Raw genomic sequence first — 16,728 nt, forward strand, 5'->3', positions numbered from 1 at the left:
ATATTATAAATAATTTTTTTAAAATAGATTAATATTTTAATTAACATTTAGTAGCCATTATTATTACTCTTAAAGGAATATTATGATTTTTATTTTTAATATTTAAGCATGATTTATTTAAAATCCATTTAGTATTTCTTTGTTCTTTAACGTTAATATAGCGATAATTTATAATTCTAATATTTTCAAATTTACATTTTATTAATATTTTTTTTAATAATATTATAGATGGTATAAACCAAATATTTTTCATATTTAAATATTTTTCTATAGGTAATATTATTGTGTTATCTTTTTTTAAAGTTACTAAAGTTTCTAAAATTAATTCACCACCATTCAATAAATTTTTTCTTATTTTTATTATATGATTAAATGGTGATTTTAAATGATATAATAAACCCATAGAAAATACAATATTAAAAGCTTCAATTTTTTTTATAATATTAAAGTTTAATGGTATCATATGTATATTATTATAATTTCCAACTAATTTACGTATAACTTCAAATTGAAAAAAATATAATGGAATATTTTCTATACCTATTATGATCTTAGACCCCATACCTAACATTCGCCACATGTAATATCCATTATTACAACCTATATCTAATACTAAATCTTTTTTAATATTTTTAACATAAGGTTTTATAATACTCCATTTCCAATCTGAACGCCATTCAGAATCAATATTTATTCCATACAAATAAAATGGCCCCTTTTTCCAAGGTAACAACTTAAATAATAACTTCTTTATTATATTTTTTTTTTTTTTTTTTAAATTATTACAAACAATTATACTATTTTTTAAATCTAAATATTTTGGTTTAACAATAGGAATATTATTCAAAATATAAAAAAGTTTTTTAAAATTAACATTATTAATGTTATTATTATACCATTGTAGAATTTGTGTTGGTAAAGTGTTTAACCAATTATGTAATGGAGTATTTATAATAGTTTTATAAAAATAATTAAAATTAAACATTATTTTAAATATCCCCCAAAAAAAAAACTTATTTAAAAGCAATTATAGAACAAAAATTTAAATACTGAAAATAAGAACTATAACATTTAAATCCTGCTTTTTTTAATCTATTTTTATGTATATTAATACTATCTAATAACATAGTTTTTTTTAATAAATTTTCTTTATTAAAAATTTCTATCTTATTGTAGTTATTTAAAAATTTAAATTCATGGTAAATTTTAGAAATAATATTATTTATTTTTTTATCTTTAATATAAATTTTTTCAGATAAAATAAAAATACCATTATAGTTTAATCCATTATATATTCTATTAATTATTTTTTGTCTATCTTTTTTATCAATGAATTGTAAAGTAAAATTTAAAATTACTAATGATGCATTTTTTATAATTACATTTTGTATTTCTGATTTCAATATTTTAATAGGTAAATAATTATAATATTTATTAAATATATAATTTATTTTCTCTATCATATAAGATGAATTATCTATAGCAATAATTTTATATTTAATATTTTTAGGTATGTATTTTCCTATTAAAAAAGTAGTATTACCCGTTGAACAACCTAAATCATAAACATTAGTATTATACTTTACTACATATTTAGCTAAAATACTTATAATCCATTTGATATCATTATATCCAGGTATAGATCTTTGTATCATATCAGGAAATGCTTTCGAAACTTCGTTATTAAAAGACCACTTTTTAATTTTATTTTTAATCTTAAAAAAAATTTTATCTTTTTCAAACATTGTTTAATCCAAATTTATATTATCATATTATAACTCATTATATTAATTTTATAAAAATATGTACACTTTTAATTATTTATAAAAGATAAAACAACTATAATACTTTAATTAATTAATTAAGTTATAGATATGTTTAATTCTTTTAATAATATTTTATTAATATAATTAGGGGTATTACTTAATAAACAATTATAATTATGAGTTTTTGGAAATGGTATAACATCTCGAATATTCTCAGTATTAGTTAATAACATAACCAAACGATCTAAACCTAAGGCAATACCAGAATGAGGTGGGGTTCCAAATTTAAGAGCTTCTAAAAAAAAACCAAATTTATTATCAATTTCTTTTTTGCTTATACCTATTAAATTAAATATAACTTTTTGTATTTCAAAATTATTTATTCTCACTGAACCTCCACCTATTTCATAACCATTAATTACTATATCATAAGAATCAGAAATAATATTTTTATAATTATTTTTTAAATCTTTAATTTCTATTTTATTATTAATAGGATTAACAAAAGGATGATGCATAGGAGATATTTTTTTTTTTTTATTTAATTTAAACATTGGAAAATTAATTATCCATAAAGGTTTAATAATATTTTTATCAATTATGTTTAAATCTTTTCCCAGTTTATTACGTAGATAACATAATGATTTTGTAACTATATCTTTTTTATCTATACAAAAAAAAATTAAATCGTTTTTTTTAGCATTTAAAAATTTTATGATTTTTTTAGTTTTATCTAAAGATAAATATTTGCAAGAATTATATATTTTTATAATATCATTATTATAATTTTTAAATTTTATATAAAAAAGTTTTTTTAAACCATATTTCAATAGTATTTTAGAATAAAAATTAATTTTATTATTATTTAAAATATTATTTTTAGAAACTAATATTGCTGTTATTCTAATATTTTTATTTTTAATAATTTCAGGATAAATTTTTTTTATTTCATCTAAATGAAATAAATGATTAATATCTATTAATTTAAGAGGATTTCTTAAATCAGGTTTATCTGATCCATAAAATTTTATTGCATCATAAAAACTTAATACATTAAATTTTTTAATTTTAATTTTTTTTATATTCCAAAATAGTTTTTTTATCATATTTTCAATAAATTTTCTAATTTGAAAAGAACAACTAAATGAAGATTCAATATCTATTTGAGTAAATTCTGGTTGTCTATTAAATCTTAAATCTTCATCTCTAAAACATTTAGCAATTTGATAATATTTATCTAACCCTGAAATCATTAATAATTGTTTAAATAGTTGAGGTGACTGAGGTAATGCATAAAACTTGCCTTTATTTATTCTGCTTGGAACTATAAAATCACGAGCCCCTTCTGGTGTTTCTTTGTTTAAAATTGGAGTATCAATGTTTAAAAAACCATTTGAATTCATAAAATTATGAATAAAATTATTAATTTTAGACCTAACTTTAATTCTTTCTATCATATATTTACTTCTTAAATCTAAATATCTATATTTTAATCTAATTTTCTCATTATTTTTAACGTTAATATTTAAAGGTAAAGATTTTGATCTATTTAAAATAATTAATTTTATTGCATATATTTCAACATTACCATTATATATATTATAATTTATATTTTTTTTATTACGATGATGTATAACTCCAATTATTTGAATACAAAATTCTTTTCTAAGTTCATTGGCTTTATTAAATAAAATTTTATTATTTTTATTAAATAATACTTGTATTATACCTTCACGATCACGTAAATTAATAAAAATTATATTACCTAAGTTACGAAAATTATTAACCCAACCAAATAATTTTATTATTGAACCTATTTTTTTATATTTAATACTATTAGTATAATTAGTTATCATAAAATATACCTATTATTTAATAAATATATTACATTTTTATTTATATTGTAACATTATTAAAACTAGAACCACAACCACAAGTAATTTTTGCCTTAGGGTTATTAAAACAAAATTTTTTGTTCAAACCATCTTCTACAAAATCTATTTCCATACCATCTATTAAATGTATTTTATTTTTTTTTACATATATATTTATATTTTTGTTATTAAATACTATATAATTTTTATATATTTTTTCTATAATATTTAATTTATATTTGAAACCCATACATCCTGAATATTTAATATCTATTTTAATTCCTTGAAATTTATTATTCAATAAATTTTTTATTTGTTTTTCAGCTTTTTTAGAAATAGTAATACCAATTAAATTATTTTTTTTTTTCATTTTAATATTAAAATAATTTTTTAAATTATTAAAAAAATTATTTTATTTATATAAAATAATTATTTTTTAATATTTTAAATATGCATTAAATTTTTTTTTAAGCAAAATTAAACAATTTTTTACAATTTTATTTATTTCATTATCTTCTAAAGTTTTTTTTTTTGATTGCAAAGTTAAGCTTATTGTAATACTTTTTTTGTTTTTATCTATATTATTATGATAAACATCTATTAACTCTACATTTATAATTTTTTTTGTTATTTTTTTACAAAATAAAATAATATTTTCAGATAAAATATTATTATCTATTATAATGTTAATATTTCTATTGTTACAAGGAAATTTTGAAAAGTTTTTATATTCAAATTTTTTTTTTAATATAACTTTATCATATAAAATTTCAAAAATTATAGTTTTATTATTTATATTTAATTTTTTTTGTAATATAGGGTGTAATGTTCCCATATAACCTATTACATCACTATTTTGATAAATTAAAGAACCCTGGCCTGGATGTAGTAAATATTTATGTAAATTATTTGGTAAAAATTTTATATTATTATTACCTAAAATATTAAATAAAATTTCTATATCACCTTTCATATCATAAAAATCTACTATTCTAGGTTTCATAATCCAGTTTTTATCATAAATATTACCATTTAATAAACCAGATATACAGTTTACTTGATCTATTAAATTAAATTTATTATTTATAAAACAAGTACCATATTCAAATAGTTTAATAGATTTTTTCTGACGATTTTGATTATATAATAAAGTTGATATTAAACCATTTAAAAGAGTAGATCTCATAATAGACATTTCTTTAGAAATATAATTACATATTTTTAAAGGTACGATATTAGGAAATAATATTTTTTGTAATTTAGGGTTTATAAAACTGTAAGTTATTATTTCTTGATAACCTTTATTTAATAGAAAATTTTTTATACATTTTATTTTTTTTTTAATATGACATATATTTTTTTTTTTTAATAAGCTATTTTTTATAGGAATCATCGGAATATTATTATATCCGTAAAATTTAATTATTTCTTTAATTATATCTTCTTTAATTAATATATCTGATCTATTTTTAGGTGTAACTATATTCCAATAATTTTTATTTAATTTAATATAACAATCTATATTTTTTAATATTTTAATTATTTTTTTTTTAGATATTTTAATACCAATAATATTATATATTTCTTGTACTTTAATTTTTATTTTATTATTTGGTAAAAATTTTTTATATATTTTTTTAGTAACTTTACCTACTTTACCTCCAGAAAATTTTTTTATAAAATAAATTGCTTTCATAAAAGATTTTTTTAATAAATTTAAATTAATATTTGTTGATGAATAATTATTCCAAATATTATTTTTAATTTTATAAATTTCTTTTTTTCCTAAAACATATTTATAATTAAAAAAAGCGCATGATAATAAAATATTTTTAGAATTTTTAGAAACTTTAGCTATTTTATTAACATAAACACCTGCTAATGATAAAATTTTATTTTTATCATTAATTAATAATGTATTTTTTTTTAATTTAATTATTTTATTTTTACTTAAATTAAAATATTCACCTTTTTCAGACATTCTAATATTTATATAATTATTAATACAATCCAAATTTAAAACATAAAGTGGTATACCTAATTCTATAATTAAGTAATTAATAATATTATTAATTATATCTTTTGAAGATAAACCATAAGAATATAATTTACTTTGCATCCATTTTGGAGTATCTATTTTATTATTTATATTTTTAATAGTAACACAAATATAAATAGGACAAGCTTTTTTATTATTTATTTTAATAGGAATAAAATCTTTATTATCTTTTAATATATTATATTTTTTAATACTTTTAATACTAAAATTATTTAAAATTGATAAATCTTTTGCTATACCAATTATTGATAAATAATCAAATCTATTTGTATTAGTATTAATATTTATAATATTATCATTAACGTTAAAAAAATTACCTATATTAGTTCCTATAGGAATACTATTATCTAATTTTATTATTTTATTATCAGATTTTTTTAAACCTATTTCTGAAAAAGAACATATTTTATAATTTTTATTTTTATTTATATCATTATATTTTAAAACTGCTAATTTTAAACCAATATAATAGTTATTATATTTATAATTAACTATTATATTTTTTTTTTTTCCTAAATTTACTAATATTGAACATATATTTTTTTTATTAATACTAAAATTTACAATTTTACCAACAATAATTTTAGAAAATATTTTTTTTAGATTTAAAATATTATTTATTTCTATACCTAAAATTAACAATTGTTTACATAATAATTTTGTTGTAATATTATATTTTAAAAATTCATATAACCATTTTGTATTTAATTTCATATAATAATTATTTATTAAAATTGAGTTAAAAAATTTAAATCATTTTCAAAAAACAATCTAATGTCATTTATATTATAATATAACATAGTTATTCTTTCTATACCTAAACCAAAAGCAAATCCAGAATAAATATCAGAATTAATTTTACATAATTTTAATATATTTGGATGAATCATACCACAACCTAATATTTCTAACCAATTATTATTTTTTTGTTTAATATCTATTTCCGCAGAAGGTTCAGTAAATGGAAAATATGATGGTCTAAATCTTATCTTTAATTTTTTATCATTAAAAAAATACATTATAAAATTATATAATGTATATTTTAAATTAGAAAAATTTATTTTTTTATCAACTATAAAACCTTCCATTTGATGAAACATAGGAGTATGTGTATTATCGTTATCTTTTCTATATACTTTTCCAGAAGATATACATTTAATAGGTGGTTTATTATTTTTTAAAACATGAATTTGTACATTTGAAGTTTGTGTTCTTAATAAAGTTTTTTTATTAAACCAAAAAGTATCAGATAATTTTCTTGAAGGATGATATCTAGGAATATTTAAATAATCAAAATTATATAATACATTTTCTATTTCAGGACCAATTTTTATATCAAAACCTAAATTTTGAAAAAAAAATTCAATACGAGATATTGTACTATTAATAGGATGTATTTTTCCATTTTTTAATTTACGCCCTGGTAATGATATATCAATTTTTTCTGAAATAAATTTATTATATAAAATTTTTTTTTCTATTTTTTTTTTATATTTTAAAATAATATTTATAATTTTATTTTTTGTAATATTTATATTATAACCTAATATTGATTTTTCTTCTTTTGAAGTTTTACTTAAAATATTAATTTTATTAGATAAATAGCTATTTTTACCTAAATATTTAATTCTTATTTTTTCTAATGATTTTAAATCTTTAGAATTTCTAATTGAATACTTTGCTTCTTTTAATAATTTTTCAAAAATTGATTTCATATAATTATTACATTTTAATAATATTTTATAAAATTAATATAAAAAATTATTAATTAATTTTTTTTTTTATATGTTCTATTAATTTAAAAAAGATTGTTTTATTAATTACAGCTAAATTAGATAAAACTTTACGATTTATATTAATATGAGATTTATTTAAACCATGTATAAATTTACTATAAGTAATACCTTTTAATCTAGCTGATGCATTAATACGCATAATCCATAATTTTCTTAATTGACGCTTTTTTTGTTTTCTATCACGATATCCATATTGACCTGATTTTATATATGATTGATAAGCAATTCTATAAGATCTAGAACGAGATCCATAGTAACCTTTTGTTTTTTTTAATATTTTTTTATGACGATAATGTGCTCTTACACCACGTTTTATTCTAACCATTTTTAAATAATCCTATTTTTTTAAAAATAAGGTATACATAATAATATTTTATTTATATCTTTTTTAGATAATTTTTTTTTTAATCTTAAATGTCTTTTTCTTTTTGTATTTTTTTTAGTCAAAATATGTCTTAAATTAGCATTTTTATATTTAATATTACCAGATGAAGTTTTTTTAAATCTTTTAGCAGCACTTTTAATAGTTTTTATTTTTAACATTTTATTCCTAATTAATTTATTCTATAAAATTTTTTAGATTATTTTTTTAGGAGATAACATCATTATCATTTGTCTTCCTTCTATTTTAGTAGGAAAAAATTCTAAAATAGATATTTCTTTTAAATCATATTTTATATTATTTAACATATCTATTCCAATTTGTTTATGAATTATTTCTCTACCACGAAATTTTAACGTAATTTTTGTTTTACAACCGTTTTTTAAAAATTTAACTAAATTACGTAATTTTATAATATAATCGCTTTTATCAGTATTAGGTCTAAATTTTATTTCTTTTGTCTGTATAATTTTTTTTTTTTTTTTTTTAAATTTTGATGATTTACATTTTTTATAAACAAATTTTTTATAATTTACTATTCTATATACTGTTTGTTTAGAATTAGAGCTAATTTTTACTAAATCTAATCCTAGTTTATAAGATTTAAATATAATATTTTTTAATAATACTAATCCTATTTGTTCACCTTTTAAACCAGTTAATCTTGCTTTTATTTTTTTTTCAATTTTATTAATAATTTTATAAAAATAATCCTTTTTAAATCTACTTATACTATTATTTTTGTTTAATTTCATAATTTGATATTTCTTTTTTTATTTTTTTTATAAACATTAATATATCAATATTATTATATTGTTTACCATATATATTTCTAACAGAAATTTTATTTTCTTTTATTTCTCTATCGCCGCATATTATTATGTAAGGTATTTTTAATAATGTATATTCTCTTATTTTTAAACCTATATTTTCATTTCTTATATCTATTTTTGTTCTTATTTTTTTTTTATTAAATTTTTTATTTATTTTTTTTACGTAATTTATTTGATTACTATTTATATTAATTATAGCTACCTGTATAGGGGTTAACCATAAAGGTAAACAACCTTGATATTCTTCTATCAAAATTCCTATAAATCTTTCTATTGATCCTAATATTGCTCTATGTATTATTATAGGTATAATTTTATTGTTATTTTTGTTTATATAAAAACAATTTAGTCTTTTAGATAAATATAAATCTAATTGTATAGTACCACATTGCCATTCTCTATTTAAACTATCAAATAATATAAATTCTATTTTAGGACCATAAAAAGCCCCTTCTCCATTTTGCAATTCAAATTTTATATTATTTTTTTTAAGAGAATATATTAAATGTTTCTCAGCTATTTTCCATAAATAGTTATTTTTTATTTCTTTAATTGAATAAGTAGATAGTTTAACTTTAATATTATTAAAACCAAATATTTTATATACTTCATATAACATTTTTATACAATCTGTTAATTCTGATTGTATTTGATTTTCACTACAAAAAATATGAGCATCATCCTGAGTAAAATTTCTTAATCTCATTAAACCATGTAAAGACCCAGAAGGTTCATGACGATGACAAACACCAAATTCTGATATTTTAAAAGGTAATAATTTATATGATTTAATATTTTTTTTAAATATATGTATATGACCAGGACAATTCATAGGTTTAATACAATATTTTGTTTTTTTATATTTAGTAGTAAATATAAAATCTTTATAATATTTCCAATGTCCAGTTTTTTTCCAAGAATTAGTGTTCATAATAATAGGAGTTTGAACTTCTTGATAATTATATTTCTTTAATTTATCTTTTATTAACTTTTTTATTTGATTAAATATTATCAATCCATTATTATGCCAAAAAACTACACCTGGAGTTTCTTCTTCAGTATGATATAAGTCTAGTTTTTTTCCAATTTCACGATGATCATAACATTGTTTATTTTTTTTTTTATTATTAAAAAAAACATATTTTTTAAAATCTATTTTACCATTAATTCTTTGTAATAAATACTTTTTTTCATTAATTTTAATATTTGTATTAGAAACATTACATATTTTAAAATTATTACAAAATTTTGTATTAAAAGCAAGAGGTATATTAGACATATCAAAATATTTTTTATAACAATAAAAATAAATTTTATATTTTTTTTTTATATATTCATTTAAAACATTGATTTTATATATTTCTTTATTTTTTTTTAAAAATTTAAAAATATTTTTTGTTTTTATAAAAAATCTATTAAATCTAAAATTTTTATTTATACATCTTTTCATTTCTTTTTCTATTTCAATTAAATCATTTTTATTAATTTTATGATCTAAATCTATATCATAATAAAAACCATTTGATGTAATCTTAAAATCTGACATCTTTGCATTATGCCATTTTTTTTTTATTACATATCCTAAAATAAAAGCACATGATTTACTAATAATTAATTTACATTTATGATTTTTATTAGTTATAACTTCTAAAAAAACATCTTTATTTATATAATCATTTATATCAACTAAAGTATTATTTACTTTTACTGCAATACATTTTTCTAATAATTTTTTACTTATATTTTTTATAGATTTTTTAATACTGATATTTTTTTTATAAAAAGATTTTTTTCCATTAGAAATAATAATAGTAGGCATATCATTATTCTTATTTATTTATATAATTTAATAATTTATATAATAATATTAAAAAAGTGATTATTTGTATTAAAATTTTTTATTTTTTATATAATAACAATTTTTAACTTCAAAATCTTTATCAAATTCATATATTAACGGTTTACCAGTAGGTACTTCTATTTTAGATATTTCTTCATCGTTTAGATTATTTAAATATTTAATTAATGATCTTAAAGAATTACCATGAGCTACAATTAATATTTTTTTTTTATCTTTAAGATTTTTTAATATACAATTTCTCCAATAAGGTAATACACGTTTATATGTCATTGATAAACTTTCAGATAAAGGTATTTGTTCTTTATTTAATCCATAATACTTTTTATCGTAACCAGTAAATAATGGATTAATAATATCTATTTTAGGAGGTATTTCATTAAAACTTCTTCTCCATTTATTTACTTGATCAATTCCATATTTTTCAGAAGTTTCCTTTTTATTTAAACCTTGTAAAGATCCATAATGTCTTTCATTTAATCTCCAATTTTTAATTATAGGTATCCATACTAAATTTAGTTCTTTTAAAATATACCATAATGTAAATATTGCTCTTTTTAAAACTGAAGTATAAGCTAAATCAAATTTAAAACCTATTTTTTTTAGATAGTTACCAGCTTTTATTGCTTCTAAAATTCCATTATTAGATAGTTTAACATCATACCATCCTGTAAATCTATTTTTTTTATTCCATTCACTTTCACCATGACGTATTAATACCAATTTAGTTAATGACATATTTATATACCTTTATTTTACAATTTTTTTTATTTAAATATATATTATTTTTATCAAATAATATATATAAATAAATATTAAACAAAATTATTATTAAAAAAAATTAAATTTATTATTTTTTTTATATTATACTATTACCATATAATATAGATGATAAGTTAAAATATTTTGATATAGTTTGTCCTATATCTGAAAATGAACTTCTTCTACCTAAAAAATAATTATTTATTTTTTTTTTATAAATTAATATAGGTATATTTTCTCTAGTATGATCATATCCAAACCAGGTAGTATCACATCCATGATCTGAAGTTATTATTAATAAATCTTCTTTATTCATATTTTTTATAAGTTTTGGAATATAAATATCAAATAATTCTAATCCTAAACCATAACCTATAGTATTACGACGATGACCCCATATAGAATCAAAATCTACAAAATTAGTACATATTATTGTATTATTACAAGATTTTTTTAAATATTTTATAGTTTTATTGAATAGATTATTTATACCAAAAGATTTAATTTTTTTTGTTATACTATTTTTAGGATATATATCAGTCATTTTTCCTATAGCAATAACTTTACCTTTTTTTTCTTTAATAAATTTTTGCATAACTGTTTTGTTTTTAAGTTTTATTATAAAATCTTTTCTATTATTTGTTCTTTTAAAATTATATTTATTATTTCCTTTAAATGGTCTTGCTATAATTCTACTTATTTTAAAATTATAACTATATAATATTTTTTTTATTTTTATACATATATTATATAAATTTTTATTATCAAAAATACTTTCATGACAAGCAATTTGTAATACGGAATCATTAGAAGTATAAATTATTGGTTTTTTTGTTTCCAAATGTTCAATACCAAAACGATTAATAATATCTATTCCAGAAGAATGACAATTACCTAAATATCCAGTAACGTTAGTATTTTTAATAATTTTATCTAATAAAAAATTTGGAATACTGTTTTTTTTTTTTTTTAAATAATACCAATTAAATAATATGGGGATTCCAGAAATTTCCCAATGTCCAGATACTGTATCTTTTCCTGTTGATATAGGATTTGAATATGCAAAAGAACTAATAATTTTAGATTTTTTAATATTATTAATATATTTTTTTTTAGATTTATTTAAAGTTTCTCCTAAACCTAAAGATAATAAGTTAGGAATATATAAATTATTATTATTATTATATTTAAGAAAAATATTATTATTATATGTATTTATTATATTACCTAAAGTATTAGATTTAATATCGTTAAATTTAATAGAATCTGGACTATAGCCGATTCCTAAAGAATCTATTACTATTAATATTAGTCTTTTCATAATACCTTTTTATATAAAAAAATAATTAATTTAAAAATATATGTATCTAATAAATATAAAAAAATTAGAAATATAATTTTTAAGTTATATTTTATATATTAAAAATAACATTTTTTTTAATTTAATAAAAAAAAAAAGAAAAAAAATATGAAAAATAAGTTTATCGTTATAGAAGGTTTAGAAGGTTCTGGTAAAACTACTATATGTAATTATATTATGAATATGTTAAAAATTTGGGGAATAAAATCAATAATAACTAGGGAACCAGGTGGTACACCATTAAATGAAAAACTAAGAAAAATAATTAAAAAAGAAAGAAAAAAAGAAATCATTAGTAATAAAACTGAATTATTAATGTTCTATGCTTTAAGAGCTCAATCTTTAGAATATATAATAAAACCATCTTTAAAAAATGGTTTATGGGTTATTAGCGATAGATATAGTATTTCTTCTCAAGCATATCAAGGTTATAATGATAGTAATAAAAAAATAATAAAAAATTTAAATTATTATGTATTAGAAGGAATATCTCCTGATATAACTTTATATTTAGATATAGATCCAAAAATAGGTATATATAGAGCTAAAAAAAGAGGAAAATTAGATAGAATAGAAAAAAAATCTTTATCTTTTTTTAAAAAAACTAGAAGTCGTTATTTAGAAATAGTAAATAAAAATAAAAAAAAAATAAAAAAAATAAATACTGAAAAACCACTTTATTTAGTAAAAAAAGAAGTAAAAATAATATTATTAAGATGGTTATTAAAAAATTTAAAATGAAATATTATCCTTGGTTAGAAAAATATTATGAAAAAATTATTAAATATTATAAAAACAATATTTATTATAGATCAATTTATATAAAAACTTATAAAGGTATTGGAACAGATTTATTAATTTTTAATATTTGTAAATATATTTTATGTGAAAAAAAAAATGAATTGTTTAGTTGTAATAAATGTAAAAGTTGTAATTTATTTTCAAATAAAAAAAATATAGATTTTTATTTTTTTAATTTAAAAAATAAAAAACAATTAGAAGTAAATAATATTAGAAAAATAATAAATGATTTAATATATTTTAATAGAATTAATAATTATAAAATTATATATATAAAAAATATAGAAAATTTAAATGATTTTGTAATTTCTTCTTTATTAAAAGTTACAGAAGAACCTCCAATTAATACTTGGTTTTTTTTTACTAGTATAAACCATAACAAAGTAAATAAAACATTAATTAGTCGCTGTTTAGTAGAAGAAATATTACCATTAAATATTAAAAAAACTTTTTTATGGTTATTAAAAAAAACAAAATTAACTAAATATAAATGTTATATAGCACTAAAATTAAGTAATGAATCTCCAATATTAGCAAAAAAAATGTTAAAAACAATTAATTGGGATCAAAGAGACTATTTATATAATAGATTATATATAAATTATAAAAATAATATTTTATCTTTATTAAATATAATATTATATAATTCAAATATACAAATATTATATTTATATAGTATTTTTTTAGATGCTTTAAAATGGAAATTTAATATTTTTAATTCATTAATTAATATAGATAAAAAAAATATAATAAAAGATATATCTAATTATTTTACATTAAAACAAATATATAATATAACATATCAGTTTATGATATGTTATCATTATATAAATTATAATAATTTTTTGAATAAAAAATTATTAATAATTAAATTGTTGATTAATTATCAAAAATTTATAAATAAAAATAATTAATTTTATTGAGGAAAAATGTTTTTTATAGATTCACATTGTCATTTACATTTAACAAAAAACGAAAAAAAAAAAAAAATAATAAAAAGATCTTATAAAAATTATATAAAATTTATTTTATCAGTATCATTAAATATTGATGATTATAAAATAATGTTAATAAAATTAAATAATTTTTCAAATATATTATTTTCTTGTGGTGTTCATCCATTATATTTAAAAAAAAAAATTAATTTAAATAAAATAAAAAAAATATCCTTACATAATAAAGTAATAGCTATAGGTGAAACTGGACTGGACTATAAAGAAAAACCATTTAAAATAATGCAAAAATATTTGTTTAGATATCATATACGTTTAGCTAAAAAAATAAATAAACCCTTAATAGTTCATACTAGAAATGCTTTTTATGATACAATAAATATTTTAAAAGAAGAAAACGCTGAAACATGTAAAGGAATATTACATTGTTTTACAGGAAATATACAGGATGCTAAAAAACTATTAGATATAGGATTTTTAATTTCTTTTTCAGGTATAATTACTTATTTAAATAAAAATAAAATAAAAAAAATAATAAAATTTGTACCTTTAGATAAAATTTTATTAGAAACAGATACTCCTTTTTTAACTCCAAGAAAAATAAAAAAAAATATAAATAAACCTTATAATTTAATATATATTGCTAAAATTATTGCAGATATAAAAAAAATTACATTAACAAAACTATCTAAAATAACAAAAAAAAATTTTTATTGTTTGTTTAAAATTTAACATTTAAATAAAATTATTTAATATATTATTTATTATATTTTTTTTTTTTAAATTTTTTGTATACAATATCTATTATTTCTTGAATATTATCAATTTTTTCTGATTCCTTATCATTAATATTAATATCAAAAATTTCTTCTATTTCTATAATAATTTCAATAGTTTCTAAAGAATCCGCTCCTAATAATTTTAAAGAAGATGAATTTAATATTCCTTTTTTATCTATTCCTATCTTTTTAGAAATTATATTTTTAATACTATCTTCTATTAATTCTATTACCATTTTAAGATCTCCACTATATTTTTTTTTATTAAATATATTTTAATAAAAAAATATTTCTTTAATTTTTATATTTTTAATTAAATTAATTTATGATAAAATTTTTTAAAATTATTTATATCTAAATCTATTAAAATATTTTACTCCTTTATAAAAACCAGATTTTGTTATATTATGATATAAATGTTGTTCTCCAGAATTTGAATCTGTAGATATATTAGAATGTTTTAATTTATAATTTAATCTTTTTATTTTTTTTTTAGATCTACTTATTTTTTTTTTTGGGACTGCCATATTAATATTAATCTCTTTTTTATAAATTATATTATATATAATTTAAAAAAAATTATATATTTATATAATTTAAATATTTTTCTAAATTTTTATCTAAAGGGGCTTCTATTTTTATTTCACTTGATTTTAATGGATGAAAAAAAACTAATGATTTTGCATGTAAAAAAATACGATTTAATATTTTATTAGAACATTTTTTTTTATTTTGGTAATAAATTTTATCAAACATAATAGGATGTCCTACATATAATGTATGTATTCTTATTTGATGAGTTCTACCAGTTATAGGATTAATACTTAATAAAGTATTATTTAAATATTTTTTTTTAATTTTAAAATGAGTTTCGGACTTTTTACCATTACTATCAACTTTCATTATAAATTGACCATTTTTTTTATATTTTAACAATGGTAAATTTATAATTTTTATTTTTTTTGGCCAATGACCTTCTACTAAAGCTATATATTCTTTTTTCATTTTTTTTTTACGTAATTGATCATGTAAATTTCGAAGTATAGACATTTTTTTTGCTATTAATAATACTCCAGAAGTATCTTTATCTAAACGATGAACTAATTCTAAAAATTTATTATTTGGTTGTAAATTTTTTAATATTTCTATAATTCCAAATTGTAATTTATTAGTACTATGAACAGGTATACCATAAGGTTTATTAATTGCTATTAAATATTTATCCTCATACAATATAGATTTTTTTAATTGTAATATTGTATTTGGATATAAATATTTAATTTTATTTGTTTTTTTATTTAGTAAAGGTATATTTAATCTATCATCTAACTTTAATTTATATTTATGATTTACTCTTTTTTTATTAACCTTAACTTGTCCTTTTCTTATAATTTTATATATTTTACTTTTAGGTACGTCTTTAAATTTTTTTAATAAAAAATTATCAATTCTTTGACATACTGATTCTTCTGTAATATTAATATTTTTCATAAATTAATAATCTT

General features: G+C 16.4%; 18 protein-coding genes. 3 read left to right on the forward strand and 15 right to left on the reverse strand.

Annotated elements, in window-relative coordinates; translation table 11 throughout:
* Window positions 1–40 precede the first annotated feature (40 nt).
* From cmoB to GFK87_RS00840, 12 genes are all read right to left on the reverse strand, one after another.
* On the reverse strand, window positions 41–985 hold the full coding sequence (gene cmoB / locus GFK87_RS00785) for a tRNA 5-methoxyuridine(34)/uridine 5-oxyacetic acid(34) synthase CmoB (protein WP_226799294.1): 945 nt from the start codon (window positions 983–985) through the stop codon (window positions 41–43).
* 28 nt (window positions 986–1,013) lie between these two features.
* Window positions 1,014–1,745: a carboxy-S-adenosyl-L-methionine synthase CmoA gene (cmoA, locus tag GFK87_RS00790; protein WP_226799296.1), complete on the reverse strand. Its 732-nt coding sequence runs from the start codon at window positions 1,743–1,745 to the stop codon at window positions 1,014–1,016.
* A gap of 116 nt (window positions 1,746–1,861) precedes the next feature.
* Complete coding sequence (aspS, locus tag GFK87_RS00795; RefSeq protein ID WP_226799298.1) at window positions 1,862–3,622, reverse strand: aspartate--tRNA ligase; 1,761 nt, start codon at window positions 3,620–3,622, stop codon at window positions 1,862–1,864.
* Between the two features lie 40 nt (window positions 3,623–3,662).
* Entirely contained in the window at window positions 3,663–4,010 is a 348-nt protein-coding gene (locus GFK87_RS00800) for a HesB/IscA family protein (protein WP_226799300.1), read from the reverse strand.
* Window positions 4,011–4,076: 66 nt separating this feature from the next.
* Window positions 4,077–6,413: a phenylalanine--tRNA ligase subunit beta gene (gene pheT, locus GFK87_RS00805; RefSeq protein ID WP_226799302.1), complete on the reverse strand. Its 2,337-nt coding sequence runs from the start codon at window positions 6,411–6,413 to the stop codon at window positions 4,077–4,079.
* A gap of 14 nt (window positions 6,414–6,427) precedes the next feature.
* Entirely contained in the window at window positions 6,428–7,414 is a 987-nt protein-coding gene (gene pheS / locus GFK87_RS00810; RefSeq protein ID WP_226799304.1) for a phenylalanine--tRNA ligase subunit alpha, read from the reverse strand.
* A gap of 49 nt (window positions 7,415–7,463) precedes the next feature.
* Complete coding sequence (gene rplT / locus GFK87_RS00815) at window positions 7,464–7,820, reverse strand: 50S ribosomal protein L20 (RefSeq protein ID WP_226799306.1); 357 nt, start codon at window positions 7,818–7,820, stop codon at window positions 7,464–7,466.
* Window positions 7,821–7,840: 20 nt separating this feature from the next.
* The gene (gene rpmI, locus GFK87_RS00820; protein ID WP_226799308.1) at window positions 7,841–8,038 is read right to left on the reverse strand and encodes a 50S ribosomal protein L35; all 198 of its coding nucleotides are present in this window, start codon (window positions 8,036–8,038) and stop codon (window positions 7,841–7,843) included.
* A 33-nt stretch (window positions 8,039–8,071) separates the two neighbouring features.
* Window positions 8,072–8,632, reverse strand: a complete 561-nt coding sequence (infC, locus tag GFK87_RS00825) for a translation initiation factor IF-3 (protein ID WP_226799310.1) — start codon at window positions 8,630–8,632, stop codon at window positions 8,072–8,074.
* Window positions 8,613–10,529 carry a threonine--tRNA ligase gene (gene thrS / locus GFK87_RS00830; protein WP_226799312.1) on the reverse strand — a complete coding sequence of 639 codons (1,917 nt, stop codon included), beginning with the start codon at window positions 10,527–10,529 and terminating at the stop codon, window positions 8,613–8,615. The genes infC and thrS overlap by 20 nt, the downstream gene beginning before the upstream one ends.
* A gap of 69 nt (window positions 10,530–10,598) precedes the next feature.
* Window positions 10,599–11,306, reverse strand: coding sequence for a 2,3-diphosphoglycerate-dependent phosphoglycerate mutase (gpmA, locus tag GFK87_RS00835; protein ID WP_226799314.1), 708 nt, complete (start codon window positions 11,304–11,306; stop codon window positions 10,599–10,601).
* 121 nt (window positions 11,307–11,427) lie between these two features.
* A complete protein-coding gene (locus GFK87_RS00840; RefSeq protein ID WP_226799316.1) occupies window positions 11,428–12,651 on the reverse strand; it encodes a phosphopentomutase in 1,224 nt (407 codons plus the stop codon).
* Window positions 12,652–12,798: 147 nt separating this feature from the next.
* Between GFK87_RS00840 and tmk the strand changes: the two genes are divergently transcribed.
* The 3 genes from tmk to GFK87_RS00855 are packed head-to-tail and all read left to right on the forward strand — an operon-like array spanning window position 12,799 to window position 15,176.
* A complete protein-coding gene (gene tmk, locus GFK87_RS00845) occupies window positions 12,799–13,431 on the forward strand; it encodes a dTMP kinase (RefSeq protein WP_226798798.1) in 633 nt (210 codons plus the stop codon).
* Window positions 13,428–14,405, forward strand: coding sequence for a DNA polymerase III subunit delta' C-terminal domain-containing protein (locus GFK87_RS00850; protein ID WP_226798800.1), 978 nt, complete (start codon window positions 13,428–13,430; stop codon window positions 14,403–14,405). The genes tmk and GFK87_RS00850 overlap by 4 nt, the downstream gene beginning before the upstream one ends.
* 15 nt (window positions 14,406–14,420) lie before the next feature.
* Window positions 14,421–15,176 (forward strand): TatD family hydrolase, encoded by a 756-nt coding sequence (locus GFK87_RS00855; protein ID WP_226798802.1) that lies wholly within the window; start codon window positions 14,421–14,423, stop codon window positions 15,174–15,176.
* A 25-nt stretch (window positions 15,177–15,201) separates the two neighbouring features.
* Here the strand turns inward: GFK87_RS00855 and GFK87_RS00860 are convergent, their stop codons facing one another.
* From GFK87_RS00860 to GFK87_RS00870, 3 genes are all read right to left on the reverse strand, one after another.
* Window positions 15,202–15,459 carry a phosphopantetheine-binding protein gene (locus GFK87_RS00860; RefSeq protein WP_226798804.1) on the reverse strand — a complete coding sequence of 86 codons (258 nt, stop codon included), beginning with the start codon at window positions 15,457–15,459 and terminating at the stop codon, window positions 15,202–15,204.
* Between the two features lie 108 nt (window positions 15,460–15,567).
* On the reverse strand, window positions 15,568–15,750 hold the full coding sequence (rpmF, locus tag GFK87_RS00865) for a 50S ribosomal protein L32 (RefSeq protein ID WP_226798806.1): 183 nt from the start codon (window positions 15,748–15,750) through the stop codon (window positions 15,568–15,570).
* A 52-nt stretch (window positions 15,751–15,802) separates the two neighbouring features.
* Window positions 15,803–16,714 (reverse strand): RluA family pseudouridine synthase, encoded by a 912-nt coding sequence (locus tag GFK87_RS00870; protein ID WP_226798808.1) that lies wholly within the window; start codon window positions 16,712–16,714, stop codon window positions 15,803–15,805.
* Window positions 16,715–16,728 lie beyond the last annotated feature (14 nt).

It is taken from the genome of Candidatus Annandia pinicola (assembly GCF_020541245.1).
Lineage (GTDB): Bacteria > Pseudomonadota > Gammaproteobacteria > Enterobacterales > Enterobacteriaceae_A > Annandia > Annandia pinicola.